The following is an 18,822-nucleotide window of genomic DNA, read 5'->3' as shown; positions in this document are numbered from 1 at the left end:
ACATGAGCAAGGGACGAGAAGCCAAAGTCTACGTAAACGGGAGCCTCATCGGCACCCATCCGGACCCGCACAGACTCGCAAACGACATCCGGGAATCGCGCCGCCGCGGCGAGATCGACGAGATGGTCAACGTCTCGGTCCGCGATCGGACCGACGAGGTCATCGTCAACGCCGACGCCGGTCGGGCCCGCCGACCGCTCATCGTCGTCGAGGGCGGCGAACCGCTCTTGAGCGACGAGGAACTCGAGGCCGTCAAGGAGGGCGATCTGTCCTTCGAGTCGCTCGTCGATCGCGGCTACGTCGAGTTCATCGACGCCGAGGAGGAAGAGGACATCCTCGTCGCCGTCGACGAGGACGAACTGACCGACGACCACACCCACCTGGAAGTCGACCCCCAGCTGATGTTCGGGATCGGCGCGGGGATGATCCCCTACCCCGAACACAACGCCTCCCCCCGTATTACGATGGGTTCGGGGATGATCAAACAGTCGCTGGGACTGCCGTCGGCGAACTACCGGATCCGCCCGGACACCCGCCAGCACCTGCTGCATTACCCACAGCTGTCGATCGTCAAGACCCAGACGACCGAACAGATCGGCTACGACGACCGGCCGGCGGCCCAGAACTTCGTCGTCGCGGTCATGAGCTACGAGGGGTTCAATATCGAGGACGCGCTGGTGATGAACAAAGCCAGCGTCGAGCGTGCCCTCGCCCGCTCGCATTTCTTCCGGACCTACGAGGGCGAAGAACGGCGGTATCCGGGCGGCCAGGAGGACCGCTTCGAGATCCCCGAAGAGGACGTCCGGGGCGCCCGCGGCGAGGAGGCCTACACACACCTCGACGAGGACGGCCTCGTCAACCCCGAGACAGTAGTCGGAGAAAACGACGTACTTCTCGGGAAGACCTCGCCGCCGCGGTTCCTCGAAGAGCCCGACGACATGGGCGGGCTCTCCCCCCAGAAGCGCCGCGAGACGTCGGTAACGATGCGCTCGGGCGAGTCCGGGATCGTCGACACGGTCACCCTGATGGAGGGCGAGGACGGCTCGAAGCTCTCGAAGGTGAAAGTCAGGGACGAACGGGTCCCCGAACTGGGCGACAAGTTCGCCTCCCGGCACGGCCAGAAGGGCGTCGTCGGCCACCTGGCACCCCAGGAGGACATGCCCTTCACCCAGGACGGGCTCGTCCCCGATCTCGTGTTGAATCCCCACGCGTTGCCCTCCCGGATGACGGTCGGACACATCCTGGAGATGCTCGGCGGGAAGGTCGGCTCCCTGGAGGGCCGCCGCGTCGACGGGACGCCCTTCCAGGGCGAAAGCGAGGACGAACTGCGGGAGTCGCTGGTCGATCGCGGTTTCAAGTCCAACGGGAAGGAGGTCATGTACTCCGGCGTCACCGGCGAGAAGATCGAAGCGGAGATCTTCGTCGGGGTCATCTTCTATCAGAAGCTCTACCACATGGTCTCGAACAAGCTGCACGCCCGTTCGCGGGGGCCGGTGCAGGTTTTGACCCGCCAGCCGACCGAGGGCCGCGCTCGCGAGGGCGGGCTCCGGATCGGCGAGATGGAGCGTGACGTCTTCATCGGCCACGGCGCGGCGATGACGCTGAAAGAACGGCTCTTAGACGAATCGGATCGGGAGGACATCTACGTCTGCGGGCAGTGCGGAATGAGCGCCGTCGAGAACGTCGAGCAACGGCGCGTCTACTGTCCGAACTGCGACGAAGAGACCGACGTCCACGAGGTCGAGATGAGCTACGCGTTCAAGCTGTTGCTCGACGAAATGAAAGCGCTCGGGATCGCCCCGCGGATCGAACTGGAGGACGCCGTATGATGCAAGGACAAACACCGAAGGAGATCGGCTCGCTGAACTTCGGACTGATGGACCCCGAGGAGTACCGCAACATGTCGGCCACGAAGATAATCACGGCCGACACCTACGACGACGACGGGTTCCCGATCGACATGGGGCTGATGGACCCCCGGCTCGGCGTCATCGACCCCGGCCTGGAGTGTAAGACCTGCGGGAAACACAGCGGGTCGTGTAACGGCCACTTCGGCCACATCGAACTCGCCGCGCCGGTCATCCACGTCGGGCACGCAAAGCTCATCCGGCGGCTGCTGCGGGGCACCTGCCGGGAGTGCGGTCGCCTGACGCTCGCGGATCCCTCGGACCGGGAGTACCGCCGCGAGTACTTCAAAGAGCGGGAGGGCACCCCGCCGCGAACGTGGTTCGTCAGCCCCGAGGACGCCCGAAGCGCCCAGGAGAAGGCCGAACAGGCGGCCGAGCGGAAACGCGAGCAGTTCAAAGAGCAGCTCGAACGTACCCGGGACCTCGGCGAGGACCCCTCGGACGTGCTGAAGGCCGCGATCCGACAGGCCAGAGACGCCGACTACTGTCCGTACTGTACGGAGGACGACGACTACCGGGAGGGGTATCCGACCGCCCAGTACGACATCAGCCACGAGAAGCCCTCGACGTACCTCGAACAGGGGCCCGTCCCCGACAGCGACGTCCGCGACCTGCTCGCGGAGGCGCTGGAAGGCGGGGAGGGTGGTACCGAGGTCGACCTCGACGAACTCGTCGAGGTCGTCAACGACGTGGTCGCCACCTGGGGCGGGGACGCCTCGATCACCATCCCGGACATCAGCCGCCTGATGAGCGGGCAGGGGCCGGGCGACAGCGAGCGGATCGGCCGCGAACACGTCTCGCTTTTGCAGATCATCTCGGAGCAGATGTCCGCAAGCGGCGCCTTCAGCGACCGCTTCGAGAACACGCCAGCGCCGGATTTCCTCGTTTCCTACAGCGGCGACAAGCTGATGCCGAGCAACGTCCGGGACCGCTTCGAGGCGATCCCCGACGACGACATCGAGACGCTCGGGATAGACGCCGAGCGATCGCGTCCCGAGTGGATGATCCTGACGGTGCTGCCGGTACCGCCGGTCACCGCACGGCCGTCGATCACGCTCGATAACGGCCAGCGGAGCGAGGACGACCTCACCCACAAGCTGGTCGATATCATCCGGATCAACCAGCGGTTCATGGAGAACCGCGAGGCCGGCGCCCCACAACTCATCATCGAGGACCTGTGGGAGCTGTTGCAGTACCACGTCACCACGTTCATGGACAACGAGATCAGCGGGACGCCGCCGGCGCGGCACCGGTCCGGACGGCCGCTGAAGACGCTCTCACAGCGCCTGAAGGGCAAGGAAGGGCGCTTCCGCGGGTCGCTTTCGGGCAAGCGGGTGAACTTCTCGGCGCGGACAGTCATCTCGCCGGACCCGACCCTCTCGTTGAACGAGGTCGGCGTCCCCGACCGGGTCGCTACCGAGATGACCCAGACGATGAACGTCAACGACCGGAACCTGGAGGACGCCCGTCGGTACGTCGCCAACGGCCCCGAGGTCCATCCGGGCGCGAACTACGTCAAACGTCCCGACGGCCGCCGGCTGAAGGTGACCGAGAAGAACTGTGAGGAACTTTCCGAGAAGATCGAGCCCGGCTGGGAGGTCGCCCGACACCTCATCGACGGCGATATCGTGATCTTCAACCGACAGCCGTCGCTGCACCGGATGTCGATTATGGCCCACGAGGTCGTCGTGATGCCGTACAAGACCTTCCGGCTGAACACAGTCGTCTGTCCGCCGTATAACGCCGACTTCGACGGCGACGAGATGAACATGCACGCGCTGCAGAACGAGGAAGCCCGCGCCGAGGCGCGCGTCCTGATGCGCGTCCAAGAGCAGATCCTCAGCCCCCGGTTCGGCGAGAACATCATCGGCGCGATCCAGGACCACATCTCGGGGCTGTATCTGCTAACCCACGAGAACCCGCAGTTCAACGAGACGCAGGCTCTAGATCTGCTCCGTGCGACCAACATCGACGAACTGCCGGCGCCGGACGGAACCGACGCCGACGGCCTCGAATACTGGACCGGGCGGTCGATCTTCTCGGAGCTTTTGCCCGAGGGGCTCAATCTGAACTTCAGCTCCTCCGCCGGCGACGAGGTCAAAATCGAGGACGGCCAGCTCGTCTCCGGGACGATCGACGAGGACGCCGTCGGCGCCTTCGGCGGCGAGGTCGTCGATACGATCTGTAAGGTCTACGGCAACACCCGCGCCCGCGTGTTCGTCAACGAGGTCGCGACGCTCGCGATGCGGTCGATCATGCACTTCGGCTTCTCGATCGGGATCGACGACGAGTCGATCGAGCGGGAGGCCGAAGAGCAGATCGCCGACGCGATCGACGGCGCTTACGACCGCGTCCAGAAGCTCATCGACACCTACCGGCGGGACGAACTCGAGTCGCTGCCCGGCCGGACCGTCGACGAGACCCTGGAGATGAAGATCATGCAGACGCTCGGGAAGGCCCGGGACTCGGCGGGCGACATCGCCGACGACCACTTCACCGGCGACAACCCCGCCGTCGTGATGGCCCAGTCCGGGGCGCGTGGGTCGATGCTCAACCTCACCCAGATGGCCGGCTGTGTCGGCCAGCAGGCAGTCCGTGGCGAGCGGATCAACCGCGGCTACGAGGATCGGACGCTGAGTCACTTCAAGCCGAACGACCTGTCGGCGGACGCCCACGGCTTCGTCGAGAACTCCTACCGGAACGGCCTGACGCCCAAGGAGTTCTTCTTCCACGCGATGGGCGGCCGCGAGGGGCTGGTCGATACGGCGGTCCGGACCTCCAAGTCCGGCTACCTCCAGCGGCGGCTGATCAACGCCCTCTCGGAACTGGAAGCCCAGTACGACGGCACCGTCCGCGACACCTCCGATACGGTCGTGCAGTTCGAGTTCGGCGAGGACGGCACCTCGCCGGTCCGGGTCTCCTCCTCCGAGGAGTTCGACATCGACATCGAGTCGATCACGGACCGCATCGTCGACGAGGAGTTCGACTCTGAAGAGCAAAAACAGCAGTTCCTCGGGATCGAGGAGCCGGAGACGAACCTCTCGGAACACGGCGAATCGTGGCGCTCGGCGGCGGGGAGCCTGGAGGTGGAATCCGATGACTGAGGTCACCGACGACATCGAGGCCATCGTCGAGGACACCGACCTCCCGCGTCGGCTGAAGGAAAACCTCTATCAGACGGTCCGCGAGCGGGCCGACGTGTCGGACGCTCACGTCGAGGACATCACCAAGGCCGTCGAGTCGCAGTACCTCGAGAGCCGGATCGACCCGCTCGATCCGGTCGGGACGGTCTCGGCACAGAGCATCGGGGAACCCGGAACGCAGATGAGCGTTCCCGCCGACGAGCGCGTGATCGTCCGTCAGAACGGCGAGACGGACCTAACAGAGATCGGCCCACTCGTCGACTCGCTGATGGAGAGCCGCGAGACACGAACGGTCGATGACCACGAAGTCGCTCTCGCGCCGGACGGACTGGAAGTCCCGAGTCTCTCACGGGAGGAGACGGTCGAGTGGAAAGCGGTCGAAGAGATCAGCCGACACGAGACGCCCGACGAACTGCTCCGATTCGAACTGGAATCCGGACGTTCCATCCGGGCGACGAAGGCCCACTCGTTCGTGACACGGAAGGACGGAGATATCGTTCCAGTCGATGCAGATTCACTCGACGTTGAGGATCGGCTACCGACGTTCGGTGAGTACGATCACACTGAGGCAACGATAGATCTTACAGAACTCTCTCAGACGGTCGCTACTGACGGTGGCGTCCACACAGTCACATCAAGGATCTCTCAGGGAGACATCATCGACATCGACGTCGTCTGGGACCGCATCGAATCCATCGAGACGATCGAGAGCGATCACGAGTACGTCTACGACCTTTCGGTCGAAGGACTCGAGACGTTCACGACTGCTGAGGGCGTCGTGACGCACAACACGATGAACACGTTCCACTACGCCGGCGTCGCCGAGATCGACGTCACCCAGGGGCTGCCCCGGCTCATCGAGCTGGTCGACGCCAGAAAGACCCCGGACACGCCGATGATGACGGTGCATCTCGACGGCGTCCACGCAACGGATCGAGACAAGGCCCACGAGGTCGTCTGGAACATCGAGGCGACGAAGATCCTCGCGTTGGGCGACGTCTCGACGAACGTCGCCGACATGCTGGTCCAGATCGACCTCAACGAGGAGACGCTCAGAGAGCGGTGGCCGACGTTCGACAGCGTCGAGGACATCGCCGGCCGGATCGCCGGCACGATCGAGTCCGAGCTCGGCGTCGAGACGGACCGGCCCTCGCCGACGCTGGTCCAGTTCGGTCCCGAAGAGCCCTCCTACCGGCAGTTGCTGCAGCTCGTCGAGGAGCTGCGGGAGATCGTCTTCAAGGGGATCGAGGAGATCAGCCGGGTCGTCATCCGGAAGGAAGAAATGGAGAACGGCGACGAGGAGTTCATCCTCTACACCGAGGGGTCGAACCTCAAGAAGGTGCTTGACATCGAGGGCGTCGACGCCTCCCGGACGACCTGTAACAACATCCACGAGATCAACAACTGCCTCGGGATCGAGGCGGCTCGCGAGCAAATAATAGAGGAGACGATGAACACGCTCGAAGAGCAGGGACTCGACGACGTGAACATCCGGCATCTGATGCTCGTGTCAGACATCATGACCAACAACGGCGAGATCGAGTCGATCGGCCGCCACGGCATCTCCGGTAACAAGGACTCGGTTTTGGCACGCGCGGCCTTCGAGGTGACCGTAAACCACCTGCTGGATGCCGCGATCCACGGCGAGGTCGACGATCTGGACGGCGTCACGGAGAACGTCATCGTCGGCAAGCCGATCCGGCTGGGGACCGGCGACGTCGACCTGCGGATGGGCGCCACCCGATCCGATAGCTCCAGCGCGGACGACTGAGCCCCGCGTATGACACTTACCCTTTCGGACGAGGCCAGACGGTACATCGCGCTGTTCGACGAGGAGACGGACGTCCCGGCCGTCGACTGTGTGCTCGACGACGAGTACGACCGGGCCGCCTTCGTCGTTCCGGTCGGGACGATGGGGCAGGCGATCGGCCCCGGCGGCGAGCACGTCCGGTCGGTCGAATCGAAACTCGGCCGCGACGTGGTCGTCGTCGAGGACGCCGACACGCCGGAAGATTTCGTCGCGAACGCGCTGGCGCCGGCGGCCGTCTACAACGTCACCGTGAGCGAAAACGACACGACGGTCGCCTACGCCGAGGTCGACCGCGAGGACCACGGCGTCGCGATCGGCAAGGACGGCCGACGGATAGATCTGGCGCGTCGGCTCGCGGCGCGGCACTTCGATATCGACGACATCGAACTCGCATAGAGGGAGGACGTACCGACCGATCCGGACCCCGAGAGAGCCCGAACCGGCCGTGTATCTACGGCCGAAGCTTTAAGCGGCTTCCAAACGCACTCCGATCGATCCGGATGCGAAAAGAGATTATTAACCCCGAAACCGGGGACTGGGCCGAACACGAGGTAGCGTACGCCGAAGGCGTCGCCGTTCAACTGCCGGGAGCGAAACGGGTGTTCCTCTCGGGGATCGTCGCCGAGGGGGAGACGATCGAAGCTCAAACCCGCAGTACGCTGGAATACATCGAGGGACTACTATCCGAATACGGCGGCGGCATGGAAGACGTCGTGCGCGTTCGGGTGTTCATCAGCCGCCCGCAGATGGACGAGGAAACGCTCGAAACGGTCCACGACGTCCGAAACGAGTTCTTCCTCCGGGAACACCTCCCGGCCAGTACGCTCGTCGAAGTGGAGGATCTCGTCGACGACGACTACATGATCGAGATCGACGCGGATGCGGTCATCCCGGAGGAGGGGTGGGAGACCGAACAGGTTTGAAACCGGTACTCCCGGAGAAAGCGTTTCGGCGTCGGTTCCCGATCGCTACGCTCGCTTTCGAGGGGCTTTCCGACGGAGCCTGCGGGGATCGACGGCTCTGCGTCCTCGAAAAGGGACGCTTAAGTAGCTCCGTAGGGAAAAGACATGTACTATGGCGAACGGCAAATACGCCGCGCGGAAAATCAAGAAGGACCGCCAGAAACACCGGTGGTCCGACTCCGATTACGCGCGCCGTGCCCGCGGACTCGGCAAGAAGTCCGACCCCCTCGAGGGAGCCCCGCAGGGTCGGGGCATCGTCCTCGAGAAGGTCGGTATCGAAGCGAAGCAACCGAACTCGGCTATCCGGAAGTGCGTCCGGGTACAGCTCATCAAGAACGGCAAGCAGGTCACCGCCTTCTGCCCCGGCGACGGCGCGATCTCCTTTATCGACGAGCACGACGAGGTCACGATCGCCGGCATCGGTGGCGCGAAGGGCCGTGCGATGGGCGATCTCTCGGGTGTCAACTACAAAGTCGAGAAGGTGAACGGTGTCTCGATGATCGAACTCGTCCGCGGGAACGCGGAGAAACCGGTGCGATAACGATGAGCTCGGAAGCTCCAGAACCGGAAGCCCCGGCCTCGACCGACGACGAGCGCGTCTCGGCGAAACTCTTCGGCGAGTACGAGATCGACGGCATCGAGTATTCGGATCCCTCGACGCGCCGTTACATCACGGTGACGCCGATCGCACACACGATGGGCCGACACTCGGAGAAGCAGTTCAAGAAATCCGAGATTTCGATCGTCGAGCGGCTAATCAACCGTCTGATGCAGACCGAGGAGAACACCGGCAAGAAACAGCAGGCCACCCGGATCGTCCGGGAAGCCTTTGAGATCGTCGAGGACCGGACCGAGGAGAACCCCGTGCAGGTCCTCGTGACGGCCGTCGAGAACGCCGGACCCCGCGAGGAGACCGTCCGGCTGAAGTACGGCGGGATCTCGGTCCCGAAGGCCGTCGACGTCGGCCCCCAGCGGCGGGTCGACCAGGCGCTGAAGTTCATCGCTCAGGGGACGATGAACGCCTCGTTCAAGAGCACGACGCCGGCCGAGGAGGCGCTGGCGAACCAGCTCGCCGGCGCGGCGAACTACGATCTCAATGCCTACCCGATAAACCAGAAGGAAGAGCAGGAACGCGTCGCCGCGGCGGCCCGCTGACCGTTCGCCGTCCGTTGTCTCGCGGCTTCTCGCGGTTCGTTTTGGGTTTTCCGATCGCTCTCCCGCCCAGTCAGTCGGCCGCACGCTCGCGTCCGACCGCGTACTCCCGTGTCACGTCGACGAGCGCCTTCCGGTACTCGGACTCGTCGGGATCGGCCCCCAAAGACCGGAAATGCTGTTTGAACCGGGACAGCGAGACGTCGGGCGCGTCGGCCGCGGCGGCGGCCGCGAGATCGTAGAGCCGGTGGCCGTCCTCGATCGCGCCGTGCCGTTCCAGAAGCGCGAGCGCGAAGGCGGCGTTGACCGCCGTGATCTCGGGGTCGGCGGCGTCGGTCCGCCGCTGCCACCCGCCGGGGGCCGACGGCGGCGAGTCCGCGAGCGCCCGGGCGAGCGACGACTCCATGAAGGCGACGAGCTTTTCCGTGGGGCCGATATCGAGCGTGATATCGTCGGCGTAGATGTCCTTCATGTGGTTGGCGATCTGATAGCAGTGTGAGAGCTTCCGGCGCTCGACGCTGCGGCCGGCGAGGGCGAGAAAGAGCGCCTCCTCGGTCGATTGCCGGTGTGACGGATGGGCCTCCTCGTAGCGCGCCATGTGGGCGAACTCGTGGAGGGCGAGTTCCCGCGCCATCGCCGAGGTGGCGGCCCGGCGCGAGACGATCAGTTCGTGGCGGTCGTCGTAGTGGCCCGCCATCGTCCGCTCGTCGGGGTTCTCGCGGATCTTCACGACGACCGGGAGATCGAGGTCGTACTCGGTGGCAAACAGATCGCGGGCGCCGAGAAACGGCTCCGAGGGCCCACGTCCCGTCACACGTACGTCCATGGTACTGTATATCACGTGATCGGACGGTTTGACTGTTACGCCCCGAGGCGGTCGGGTCAGTATTCTTTTGTAGGCCCGGCGTGACATCCGGTGTATGTCCCGGGGCGTGTCCTCGACGGTCGGCACAGCGGTTCGTGAGACGGTTCCGTTCCTCGCGATCACGGCCGTCTGGATCGTGATCATGCTGTTGCTGTACGCGCTGTTTCTCCTCGGCAAGCCCGCGGGCGCCTCGTACGGGCCGGCGATCCACGCTTCGGTGTTCGTCCCGCCGTTCGTCGGCTTTCTCGGCCACACGCTCCGGGAAGCGCTCAGAACGCCCTGAGGCGTTGTAAGGTTTCGGCCGCCCCTCTGTCCGGTACCCGCGATCCGCGAAGGCCAACTGGGGAGCCCCGGCTTTGCCGGACGATTCCGGTGACTGCTCTCCACTTATGACAACAGACGTGTATAAAGAATTAAGTTCTCCTACTATATTTGTTCGAGTGGATCACGTATGAGACTATCTCGCAGAGATACAATAAAGACGGTCGGCGGAATAAGTACTGTCGGAATAACCGGGTTAGCCGGTTGTTCAGGTAATGGCAACGGCGGCAACGGCAACGGCGGTAATGGGGGCGGTAACGGCGGCGGCAACGGCGGCGGTAACGGCGGCGGCAACGGCAACGGCAACGGCGGCGGCGGTGGCGGAACGACCACGCTCGGCGTCATCATGCCGGTCTCGGGGACGATCTCCGAGCTCGGTCCGCCGTGCCGTGACGCCGCGGACGTCGCGATCCAGGAGATCAACGACGCCGGCGGCCTCCTCGGCGGCGATGTCGAAGTCCAACACGAGGACTCCGAGAGCGTCCCGGACGCGGGCGTCCGGGCGGCGAACCGCCTCATAGAGGGATCGGGCGTTCCGGCCATGGTCGGGCCGCTCTCCAGCGGTGTCGGGATGAGTATCGCGCCGATCGCGGCCGAAAGCGAAGTCACGTACATGCCCGGCGGCAGTTCGCCGGAGTTCACCGAGCTCGATCAGACGGACTGGGTCTTCCGAACCCGTCCCTCGGACGCGTTCGTCGGCGCGGCGCTGGCGCAGATCGCCTACGAGGGCCGTGGTATGGAGACAGCCTCCTCGATCGTGGTGAACAACGACTTCGGGATCGGGCTGGCGGATTCTTTCCAGGAGGCCTTCGAGGAACTCGGCGGCGAGATGATCGCACGCGAGCGGGCGAACATCGGCCAGACCTCCTACCGTTCGGAGCTGGACTCGCTTTTCGGCGAGGGGCCCGACGTCGTGCTCAACGGGTGTTACCAGGACGAGGCGACCAACATCTTCCGCCAGTGGTTCGAACAAGACCTCGGCGGGCAGTGGATGGTCCACAGCGGGCTCATCGGCAGCGAGTTCTTAGAGGGGATCGGCGAGGAGATCGCCGACGGCATCTTCGCGTCGAATCCCCGGCTTCCCGACAACGAGGCCAACAGCTACTTCCGCGGTCTCATGGAGGACACGGACACCGGCGACCCCGGTGAACTGATCTTCCCGCCGAACACCTACGACGCGATCAACATGATCACCCTCGCCGCCGAGCGGGCGGGCGAGGCCAGCGGCCAGGCGATCCGGGACAACCTCCGGAATATCGCCAACCCCGATGGGATGGACGTCCAGACCGTCGGTGACGGGCTCGAAGCGCTCCGGAACGACGAGGAGATACGGTACATCGGCGCGAGCCACAACTGCGACCTGACAGAGAACGGCGAGGCCAAGGGGCTGAGCTTCAGCGAGATCGAGGTGCAGGGCACCGAACCCGAATCGGTCAATACGATCCAACTCGACTAAACGCCGATGGTCCTGACTACTATCATCGAGGTGTTGGTGTTCGGCCTCATCTTCGGGAGCGTGGTCGCGCTCGCCGGGGTCGGACTGTCGTTGATATACAGCATCGCCGACTTCCCCAACTTCGCACACGGCGATTACATGATGTTCGGCGGCTACATGGCGTTTTACATCAACGTTCAGTTGGGGATGCACATGGCCGTCGCGTTCGCGGTCGGGGTCGTGTCGCTCGTGGCCCTCTCGTTGGTCATCGATCGACTCGCGTTCAAGCCGCTCCGCGATGCGGGGCCGGTCCCGCTTTTGATCGCCTCGATCGGGGTCGCGCTGTTCGTCAGAAACCTCATCAAGTTCTTCTGGGGGACACAGACCCGGAACTACGCCGGCGACTGGCAGCGGGCCCAGGAGATCCTGCCCGGCGTCGAGATGACGGGCCAGCAGATCACGCTCGTCGTCGTCGCGTTCACCCTGATGTTCGCCGTCCACCTGCTTTTGTCCCGGACGCGGCTCGGAAAGTCCATGCGCGCGATGTCCGACAACCGTCGGCTGGCGCGCGCCTCCGGCATCTACGCCGAGCGGACGCTCATGTGGACGTGGATAATCGGGGCCGCCCTCGCCGCCGCGGCGGGAATCTTGCTCGGGATGAACTCGAGTCTCGCGCCGTACCGCGGGTTCATGATCCTTCTGGCGATCTTCGCGGCCGTGATCCTCGGCGGGATCGGCAGCCCCTACGGCGCGATGGTCGGTGGGCTCATCATCGGGATCGCCTACGAGGCCACGCCGTATATCCCCGGCCTGGACGCCGGATACAAGTTCGCTACGACGTTCGTAATCATGATCGGAATACTGTTGATCAAACCACAGGGTATCTTCGGCGGTGCAGTAGAATGACGTGCCGAGTTCGTCTCCGTCCCCGGGGTGATCGCCCGTGATCGGAGCGCCGCTACAGATCGCGAACGTCGAGGGCTATCTGTTGACCGTCCTGATCTGGGTCGGCATCTACGGCCTGATGGCGCTCGGGTTGAATATCCAGTGGGGCCAGACCGGACTGTTCAACATCGGTGTGATCGGGTTCGTCGCCGTCGGCGGATACACGAGCGCGACCCTGACCATCCCCCCGTCGAGTTCGTACTTCGGCGGGTTCGGGTTCCCCTTCCCGGTCGGTTTGGTCGGCGGGATGCTCGCGGCCGGGTTCGTCGCGTTCCTGATCGCGATCCCGGTGCTCCGGTTGCGCGAGGACTATCTGGCCATCGCCACGATCGGGTTCCAGGAGATCATCCGACTCGTGTACCTCAACGAGGAGTGGTACGCCGGCGGTCCGCGCGGCCTCCGGGTAGAGGCCCCCTACAGGGATCTCTGGGAGTCGGCGCTGCCGGGCGTGAACTTCAATTGGATGTGGATAATCATGCTGGTGCTCCTGCTCGTGATCTTCTATGTGGTGTTAGAACGGCTCAACAACTCCCCGTTCGGCCGGGTGTTAAAGAGCATCCGCGAGGACGAGGACGTCGCGCTGGCGGCCGGGAAGTACGTCTACGGGTACAAGATGCGCTCGTTCGTCTTCGGCTGTATGATCATGGGCGCCGCCGGAAGCATCCAGGCCCACTACATCGGGTACATCAACCCCGACTTCTTCTGGCCGCTCATCACCTTCTACGTGTGGATCGCGCTCCTCCTCGGCGGATCGGGGAACAACAAGGGGGCGATCCTCGGCGCTGGGATATTGATGCTGTTCCTCGAGGGGACGAACCTCCTGAAGGCCGACCTCGCTTTGGTCAGTTCGACCCAACTCGACGCGATGCGGTTCGCGCTCGTCGGACTCTTGCTGGTCGGGCTGATGCAGTATCGACCCGAGGGCGTACTCGGCGAGCGGAGGTCGCTCTTCGAAGGCGGAGGAGACTCAGGAGGGTCGGCCGATGCAGACTGAGCAGACCGAGTCGGAGGCCTCCGAGGGAGTGACCGAGCCGATACTCGCCGTCGAGGAGGTCACGAAAACCTTCGGCGAGCTACTGGCCGTCGACAACTGTTCGTTCGAGATCGAAGACGGGTCCATCACCGGTCTCATCGGACCGAACGGGGCCGGCAAATCGACGATGTTCAACGTGATAAGCGGGTTCTACCAGCCCGATTCGGGCACAGTCCGCTTCAACGACGAGGACATCACCGGACTGCCGCCGAACGAGATCGCACACAAGGGACTGGTTCGGACGTTCCAGATCACCCGCGATCTGACGGAGATGACGGTCATGGAGAACATGATGTTGACACCGAAAAACCAGACCGGCGAGTCGATGTTCCGTGCGGTCTTCGATCGCGGCACGATCGATCGGGAAAACGACGCGATCGCCGAGCGGGCGGACGAGCTGTTGGAGCTGTTCCAGCTCGATCACCTCCGCGACGAGTTCTCCGGAAACCTCTCGGGGGGCCAGCGAAAGCTCCTCGAGATGGCGCGAATGCTGATGCTCGAGCCGGACGTGATGTTGCTTGACGAGCCCATGGCGGGGGTCAACCCCACGCTCGAAAACGACATCGTCGAACGGATCGAGGCACTCAATCGGGAGGAGGACGTCACGTTCATGATAGTCGAACACGACATGGGCCTCGTGATGGATCTGTGTGATCGGATCGTCGTGATGAACGAAGGGACCGATCTCGCCGCCGGACCGCCGTCGACCATCCAGAACGACGAGCGTGTTCTCGAGGCGTACCTCGGGGGTGGCTCGTAATGTCCGCCAACGCCGGCGCTGAAACCGAAGCTGAAGCCGAAGTCAGCGGCGAACCGCCCGTCCTCGAGGTGTCAAACCTCACGACAGGCTACGGCGACGTCCAGGTCGTCGACGATTTCAGCGCGGAAGTCCACCGCAACGAGATCGTGACGCTCATCGGGCCCAACGGGGCCGGCAAATCGACCGTGATCAAGTCCATCTTCGGGTTCGTCAAACCCTGGAGCGGGAACATCCTCTTCAACGGCAACGACCTCGCCGGCGAGGAGCCCGAGGACATCGTCCGGGAGGGGATCAGCTGGGTCCCCCAGCGGCAGAACATCTTCGGGACGATGACCGTCCGGGAAAACCTCGAGATGGGCGGATTCATCCGGGACAGCGGCATCAACGAACGGATCGAGGAGATATACGATATCTTCCCGGCGCTGGGCCGAAGCGACGGCTCGAAGGCCGCGACGCTCAGCGGCGGCCAACGGCAGATGCTCGCGATGGGTCGGGCGCTGATGCTCGATCCGGAGCTTCTGTTGATCGACGAACCCAGCGCGGGTCTCGCGCCCGAGCTGGTCGATACCGCCTTCGACAACATCGAGAAGGTCCGCGATCGGGAGACCGCCGTACTGATGGTCGAGCAGAACGCCACGAAGGCGCTCCAACGCTCCGATCGCGGATACGTGCTCGATCAGGGTCAAGACCGATTCGAAGGAACCGGCGAAGAACTCCTCGATAACGAGGAAGTCGCGAAACTGTATCTCGGCGCGACCTGATCGGCGGCCGGCGGACTCACTCCGCCCCGAGCCCGAGCGGGGAAAGCGTCTCCCCCTCGAACTCGAGGGATCGGAGTTCGCCGACCGAAACCGACGGGGCGTCACGTAGTTCGTCGGCGACCGGCTCCGAGACGAGGGCCCGGTCGACCTCCATCGTGTTCTCGATGCGGGCGACCCGGAGATCGCCTGGATCCCGGACGCCCGTCGCGGCGACCACGAGCTGGAGGGCGAGTTCGTCGGAGGGCGCGATAAGCGGGATGTCGGCCCGTGCGGGCTCCCCGCCGGTCAGCGCGTTGATGTACATATCAGTCAACTCGAGTTCGTCGATCACCGCCTGGCTAACCATGTCCGCAATCCCCATACCGACCCCGTTTCCGTGCGAGGCGTCGGTGATCGAGCGCACGTAGATCCGATCGTAGGACGGCGTGTCGGGTTCCTCCTCGCCGAACATTCGGAACCGGCCGACGACGTTCGTGTCCATCCCGGTTCCGCTGATGTTCTTTCCGATCTCGTCGATGATCAACACGTCGAGGTCCTCGGCCGGCAACATCGGGAGGTACTGCTTTGCGCGCTCCTGTAGTTCGGGCTCGCGCTCGAAGATCCGATCGACGGGGACCGCCTCGACGTGTGCGGCGTGATCGTGTGCGTTCTCGATCATGCCCACGCCGCCGATCACGGGGGCGTTCTCGAAGATGATGTCGGCCCGCTCGAGGATCGCCTCCTCGTAGCTTCTGTCCAGTGCGGATTTGTGCATGGTCTCGGCGCCCCGCTGTTTGCCGAGCCCCACGACGGCGATCTTACAGAGCCCGCTCTCGATCTCCCCGTTGAAGTCGGTGTGTGGTTTGATCCGGTTGGCGAGGATGACGGCGTCGGCCGCGAGCGCGTCGGTCGAGACGTACACCGTTCGGCCGTCGGTCGTCGTGCCGACCGGCTCGACCGCCATCGACGACCGGACCTCACAGCCCATCGATTCCGGCGTGACGTCGAGCGATTCCAGCATCTCGCGTTGGCCCTCGGCGGTCGCGCCGCCGTGGCTCCCCATCGCCGGGAAGACGAACGGCTCGAACCCGCGGTCGTCGAGGTACTCGACGATCGCCGCGAGCATCGTCGGCATGTCCTGTACGCCCCGGCTGCCGGCCGTGATCCCGATCTCCGCGCCGGGATCGAGACCCCCGAGGTCGATGTTCTCCGCCAGGGTCTCTTCGGTCGCTTGGGGGAGGTCCTCGATCTCCGGGTGGTCGTAGTCGACCTCGATCGGCGCGAATTCGGGGTACTGATCGACCGACACGTCGTTTATCTGTCGTAACGCGTCCGCGTCCGCCGGCTCAAGCATGGGAGACACCGCTGTGATCGGCCGTGTTCGGGATCGGTTCCGCGCTGTGTCGGGTCGCTCGGAGCATGTGTAGAGTATGCGTGTCTGCCGGATATATAACGTTATGTACGTTCGGCGAAACCGCGGATCGGGGCGAAACACTACCCTTTTCACGCTGCTGTCGAAATTAGGCAGTATAATGGGCCGACGCAAGAAGATCGTACAGGAGTGTGAACGGCTGATGGACGCTCCGGAGAACATCCGGAACATCGCCATCGCCGCACACGTCGATCACGGAAAGACGACACTGACGGACAACCTGCTGGCCGGGGCCGGCATGATCGCCGAGGAGAGCGCCGGACAACAGCTCGCGATGGACACCGAGGAGGACGAACAGGAACGCGGGATCACCATCGACGCGGCCAACGTGTCGATGACCCACGAGTACGAGGACCGGAACCACCTCATCAATCTCATCGACACGCCCGGCCACGTCGACTTCGGCGGCGACGTGACGCGGGCGATGCGTGCCGTCGACGGCGCGTTGGTGGTCGTCGACGCCGTCGAGGGCGCGATGCCCCAGACCGAGACCGTTCTCCGGCAGGCGCTCCGCGAGGGCGTCAAGCCGGCGCTTTTCATCAACAAGGTCGACCGTCTCATCTCCGAACTGCAGGAGGGCCCCCAGGAGATGCAAGAGCGGCTGATGGGTGTCATCGGCGACGTCAACGAGCTCATCCGCGGGATGACCGAGGAGATGGACGACATCGACGAGGACTGGACGGTCTCCGTCGAGGAGGGCACCGTCGGCTTCGGTTCCGCGCTGTACAAATGGGGCGTCTCGATGCCGTCGATGCAGCGGACCGGTATGGACTTCGGCGACATCATCGACCTAGAGCGGGCCGACAAGCGGCAGGAACTCCACGAGCGGACGCCGCTTTCGGACGTCGTCCTCGATATGGTCTGTGAGCACTTCCCGAACCCGATCGACGCCCAGCCCCACCGGATCCCCCGGATCTGGCGCGGCGACGCCGACTCGGATCTGGCGGGGACCATGCGGATGGTCGACGAGGACGGCGAACTCGTCCTCATGGTTACGGATATCGGCGTCGATCCCCACGCCGGCGAAATCGCGGCCGGACGGGTCTTCTCGGGTACTATCGAGAAGGGCCAGGAGCTGTACGTCTCCGGGACCGCCGGCAAGAACCGCGTCCAGAGCGTCGGTATCTACATGGGCGGCGAGCGCGAGGAGGTCGATCACGTCCCCGCGGGCAACATCGCCGCCGTCACCGGCCTCCGGGACGCCATCGCCGGCTCGACGGTCTCGTCCGTCGAGATGACGCCCTTCGAGTCCATCGAACACATCTCCGAGCCGGTCATCACGAAAAGCGTCGAGGCAAAGAGCATGGACGATCTGCCGAAGCTCATCGAGACGCTTCAACAGGTGGCAAAGGAGGATCCGACGATCCAAATCGAGATCAACGAGGACACCGGCGAACACCTCATCTCCGGACAGGGCGAGCTCCACCTCGAGGTCATCACCCAGCGCATCGAGCGCAACCAGGGGATCCCGGTCAACACCGGCGAACCGATCGTCGTCTACCGGGAGGCACCCCAGAGCGGGTCCCGGGAGGTCGAAGGTCGGTCCCCGAACAACCACAACCGGTTCTACATCACCGTCGAACCGCTCGGAGACGACGTCGTCGAATCGATCAAACTCGGCGATGCTTCGATGGACATGCCCGAACTCGAGCGCCGCGAGGCGCTACAGGAGGCCGGCATGGACAAAGACACCGCCCAGAACGTCGAGCACATCCACCGGACCAACATCCTCATCGACGACACGAAGGGGATTCAGCACCTCAACGAGACGATGGAGCTCGTCATCGAGGGCCTCGAGGAAGCCCTCGAGGACGGACCCCTCGCGGCCGAACCCGTCGAGGGCGCCTTGGTCCGGCTGCACGACGCCCGGCTACACGAGGACGCGATCCACCGCGGGCCGGCACAGGTCATCCCGGCGGTCCGTCGGGCGGTCCACAACGCGCTGATGGACGCCGAGATCAAGCTGCTCGAGCCGATCCAGGAGGTCCGGATCGACGTTCCCAACGAGCACATGGGCGCCGCTTCCGGCGAGATCCAGGGTCGCCGTGGCCGCGTCGACGACATGTACCAGGAGGGCGATCTGATGGTCGTCGAGGGGATCGCACCCGTCGACGAGATGATCGGCTTCTCCTCGGACATCCGCTCGGCCACGGAGGGACGGGCGTCGTGGAACACCGAAAACGCCGGCTTCCGCGTGATGGCCGACAACCTCCAGCCGGAGATCATAGAGGAGATCCGCGAGCGGAAGGGCATGAAACTCGAGTTGCCCGAGATGGTCGATTACTTCTAACCGGTTCTCCCTCGTCGGCGTTCGACG

16 protein-coding genes are annotated in these 18,822 nt (G+C 64.3%); 14 read left to right on the top strand and 2 right to left on the bottom strand.

Annotated elements, in window-relative coordinates; translation table 11 throughout:
- The first annotated feature begins 2 nt into the window (after positions 1-2).
- The 7 genes from rpoB (at position 3) to KM295_RS10880 (ending at position 8,977) form a co-directional block, all read left to right on the top strand.
- Positions 3-1,829 (top strand): DNA-directed RNA polymerase subunit B, encoded by a 1,827-nt coding sequence (gene rpoB, locus KM295_RS10910; RefSeq protein ID WP_256029984.1) that lies wholly within the window; start codon positions 3-5, stop codon positions 1,827-1,829.
- The gene (locus KM295_RS10905; RefSeq protein WP_256029983.1) at positions 1,826-5,011 is read left to right on the top strand and encodes a DNA-directed RNA polymerase subunit A'; all 3,186 of its coding nucleotides are present in this window, start codon (positions 1,826-1,828) and stop codon (positions 5,009-5,011) included. Before rpoB ends, KM295_RS10905 begins: the two co-directional genes overlap by 4 nt.
- Positions 5,004-6,821 (top strand): DNA-directed RNA polymerase subunit A'', encoded by a 1,818-nt coding sequence (gene rpoA2 / locus KM295_RS10900; protein WP_336272826.1) that lies wholly within the window; start codon positions 5,004-5,006, stop codon positions 6,819-6,821. The genes KM295_RS10905 and rpoA2 overlap by 8 nt, the downstream gene beginning before the upstream one ends.
- Positions 6,822-6,830: 9 nt before the next feature.
- A complete protein-coding gene (locus KM295_RS10895; protein ID WP_256029982.1) occupies positions 6,831-7,256 on the top strand; it encodes a NusA-like transcription termination signal-binding factor in 426 nt (141 codons plus the stop codon).
- 104 nt (positions 7,257-7,360) lie between these two features.
- Positions 7,361-7,783 carry a RidA family protein gene (locus KM295_RS10890; protein WP_256029981.1) on the top strand — a complete coding sequence of 141 codons (423 nt, stop codon included), beginning with the start codon at positions 7,361-7,363 and terminating at the stop codon, positions 7,781-7,783.
- Between the two features lie 151 nt (positions 7,784-7,934).
- Positions 7,935-8,363: a 30S ribosomal protein S12 gene (locus KM295_RS10885; protein WP_256029980.1), complete on the top strand. Its 429-nt coding sequence runs from the start codon at positions 7,935-7,937 to the stop codon at positions 8,361-8,363.
- Between the two features lie 2 nt (positions 8,364-8,365).
- The gene (locus tag KM295_RS10880; protein WP_256029979.1) at positions 8,366-8,977 is read left to right on the top strand and encodes a 30S ribosomal protein S7; all 612 of its coding nucleotides are present in this window, start codon (positions 8,366-8,368) and stop codon (positions 8,975-8,977) included.
- A gap of 70 nt (positions 8,978-9,047) precedes the next feature.
- On the opposite strand, the gene KM295_RS10875 is transcribed toward KM295_RS10880, so the two are convergent.
- Positions 9,048-9,800, bottom strand: coding sequence for a DUF5781 family protein (locus KM295_RS10875; RefSeq protein WP_256029978.1), 753 nt, complete (start codon positions 9,798-9,800; stop codon positions 9,048-9,050).
- A 94-nt stretch (positions 9,801-9,894) separates the two neighbouring features.
- On the opposite strand from KM295_RS10875, the gene KM295_RS10870 reads away from it, so the two are divergent.
- From KM295_RS10870 to KM295_RS10845, 6 genes are all read left to right on the top strand, one after another.
- Positions 9,895-10,122 carry a hypothetical protein gene (locus tag KM295_RS10870; RefSeq protein WP_256029977.1) on the top strand — a complete coding sequence of 76 codons (228 nt, stop codon included), beginning with the start codon at positions 9,895-9,897 and terminating at the stop codon, positions 10,120-10,122.
- 168 nt (positions 10,123-10,290) lie between these two features.
- Complete coding sequence (locus KM295_RS10865; protein ID WP_256029976.1) at positions 10,291-11,616, top strand: ABC transporter substrate-binding protein; 1,326 nt, start codon at positions 10,291-10,293, stop codon at positions 11,614-11,616.
- 6 nt (positions 11,617-11,622) lie between these two features.
- On the top strand, positions 11,623-12,501 hold the full coding sequence (locus KM295_RS10860; protein WP_256029975.1) for a branched-chain amino acid ABC transporter permease: 879 nt from the start codon (positions 11,623-11,625) through the stop codon (positions 12,499-12,501).
- 37 nt (positions 12,502-12,538) lie between these two features.
- Positions 12,539-13,534 carry a branched-chain amino acid ABC transporter permease gene (locus KM295_RS10855; RefSeq protein ID WP_256029974.1) on the top strand — a complete coding sequence of 332 codons (996 nt, stop codon included), beginning with the start codon at positions 12,539-12,541 and terminating at the stop codon, positions 13,532-13,534.
- Positions 13,524-14,333 (top strand): ABC transporter ATP-binding protein, encoded by an 810-nt coding sequence (locus KM295_RS10850; RefSeq protein WP_256029973.1) that lies wholly within the window; start codon positions 13,524-13,526, stop codon positions 14,331-14,333. Before KM295_RS10855 ends, KM295_RS10850 begins: the two co-directional genes overlap by 11 nt.
- The gene (locus tag KM295_RS10845; protein WP_256029972.1) at positions 14,333-15,094 is read left to right on the top strand and encodes an ABC transporter ATP-binding protein; all 762 of its coding nucleotides are present in this window, start codon (positions 14,333-14,335) and stop codon (positions 15,092-15,094) included. Before KM295_RS10850 ends, KM295_RS10845 begins: the two co-directional genes overlap by 1 nt.
- Positions 15,095-15,110: 16 nt before the next feature.
- Here the strand turns inward: KM295_RS10845 and KM295_RS10840 are convergent, their stop codons facing one another.
- Positions 15,111-16,427, bottom strand: a complete 1,317-nt coding sequence (locus KM295_RS10840; protein WP_256029971.1) for a nickel pincer cofactor-dependent isomerase, group 22 — start codon at positions 16,425-16,427, stop codon at positions 15,111-15,113.
- 178 nt (positions 16,428-16,605) lie between these two features.
- Here KM295_RS10840 and KM295_RS10835 point away from each other — a divergent pair, with 178 nt between their 5' ends.
- On the top strand, positions 16,606-18,795 hold the full coding sequence (locus tag KM295_RS10835) for an elongation factor EF-2 (RefSeq protein WP_256029970.1): 2,190 nt from the start codon (positions 16,606-16,608) through the stop codon (positions 18,793-18,795).
- The last annotated feature ends 27 nt before the right edge of the window (positions 18,796-18,822 follow it).

The organism is Natronomonas aquatica, from assembly GCF_024449025.1.
In the GTDB taxonomy this organism is placed as follows: domain Archaea; phylum Halobacteriota; class Halobacteria; order Halobacteriales; family Haloarculaceae; genus Natronomonas; species Natronomonas aquatica.
The sequence above is the reverse complement of the archived record's forward strand: the minus strand, read 5'-3'. Positions and strand labels throughout refer to the sequence as shown.

Coding starts and splice junctions, on each gene's coding strand:
- KM295_RS10885 (WP_256029980.1), top strand. CDS start 7,935: ATGGCGAACGGCAAATACGCCGCGCGGAAAATCAAGAAGGACCGCCAG.
- KM295_RS10845 (WP_256029972.1), top strand. CDS start 14,333: ATGTCCGCCAACGCCGGCGCTGAAACCGAAGCTGAAGCCGAAGTCAGC.
- KM295_RS10850 (WP_256029973.1), top strand. CDS start 13,524: ATGCAGACTGAGCAGACCGAGTCGGAGGCCTCCGAGGGAGTGACCGAG.
- KM295_RS10875 (WP_256029978.1), bottom strand. CDS start 9,800: ATGGACGTACGTGTGACGGGACGTGGGCCCTCGGAGCCGTTTCTCGGC.
- KM295_RS10905 (WP_256029983.1), top strand. CDS start 1,826: ATGATGCAAGGACAAACACCGAAGGAGATCGGCTCGCTGAACTTCGGA.
- KM295_RS10840 (WP_256029971.1), bottom strand. CDS start 16,427: ATGCTTGAGCCGGCGGACGCGGACGCGTTACGACAGATAAACGACGTG.
- KM295_RS10890 (WP_256029981.1), top strand. CDS start 7,361: ATGCGAAAAGAGATTATTAACCCCGAAACCGGGGACTGGGCCGAACAC.
- KM295_RS10870 (WP_256029977.1), top strand. CDS start 9,895: ATGTCCCGGGGCGTGTCCTCGACGGTCGGCACAGCGGTTCGTGAGACG.
- rpoB (WP_256029984.1), top strand. CDS start 3: ATGAGCAAGGGACGAGAAGCCAAAGTCTACGTAAACGGGAGCCTCATC.
- rpoA2 (WP_336272826.1), top strand. CDS start 5,004: ATGACTGAGGTCACCGACGACATCGAGGCCATCGTCGAGGACACCGAC.
- KM295_RS10835 (WP_256029970.1), top strand. CDS start 16,606: ATGGGCCGACGCAAGAAGATCGTACAGGAGTGTGAACGGCTGATGGAC.
- KM295_RS10865 (WP_256029976.1), top strand. CDS start 10,291: ATGAGACTATCTCGCAGAGATACAATAAAGACGGTCGGCGGAATAAGT.
- KM295_RS10895 (WP_256029982.1), top strand. CDS start 6,831: ATGACACTTACCCTTTCGGACGAGGCCAGACGGTACATCGCGCTGTTC.
- KM295_RS10860 (WP_256029975.1), top strand. CDS start 11,623: ATGGTCCTGACTACTATCATCGAGGTGTTGGTGTTCGGCCTCATCTTC.
- KM295_RS10880 (WP_256029979.1), top strand. CDS start 8,366: ATGAGCTCGGAAGCTCCAGAACCGGAAGCCCCGGCCTCGACCGACGAC.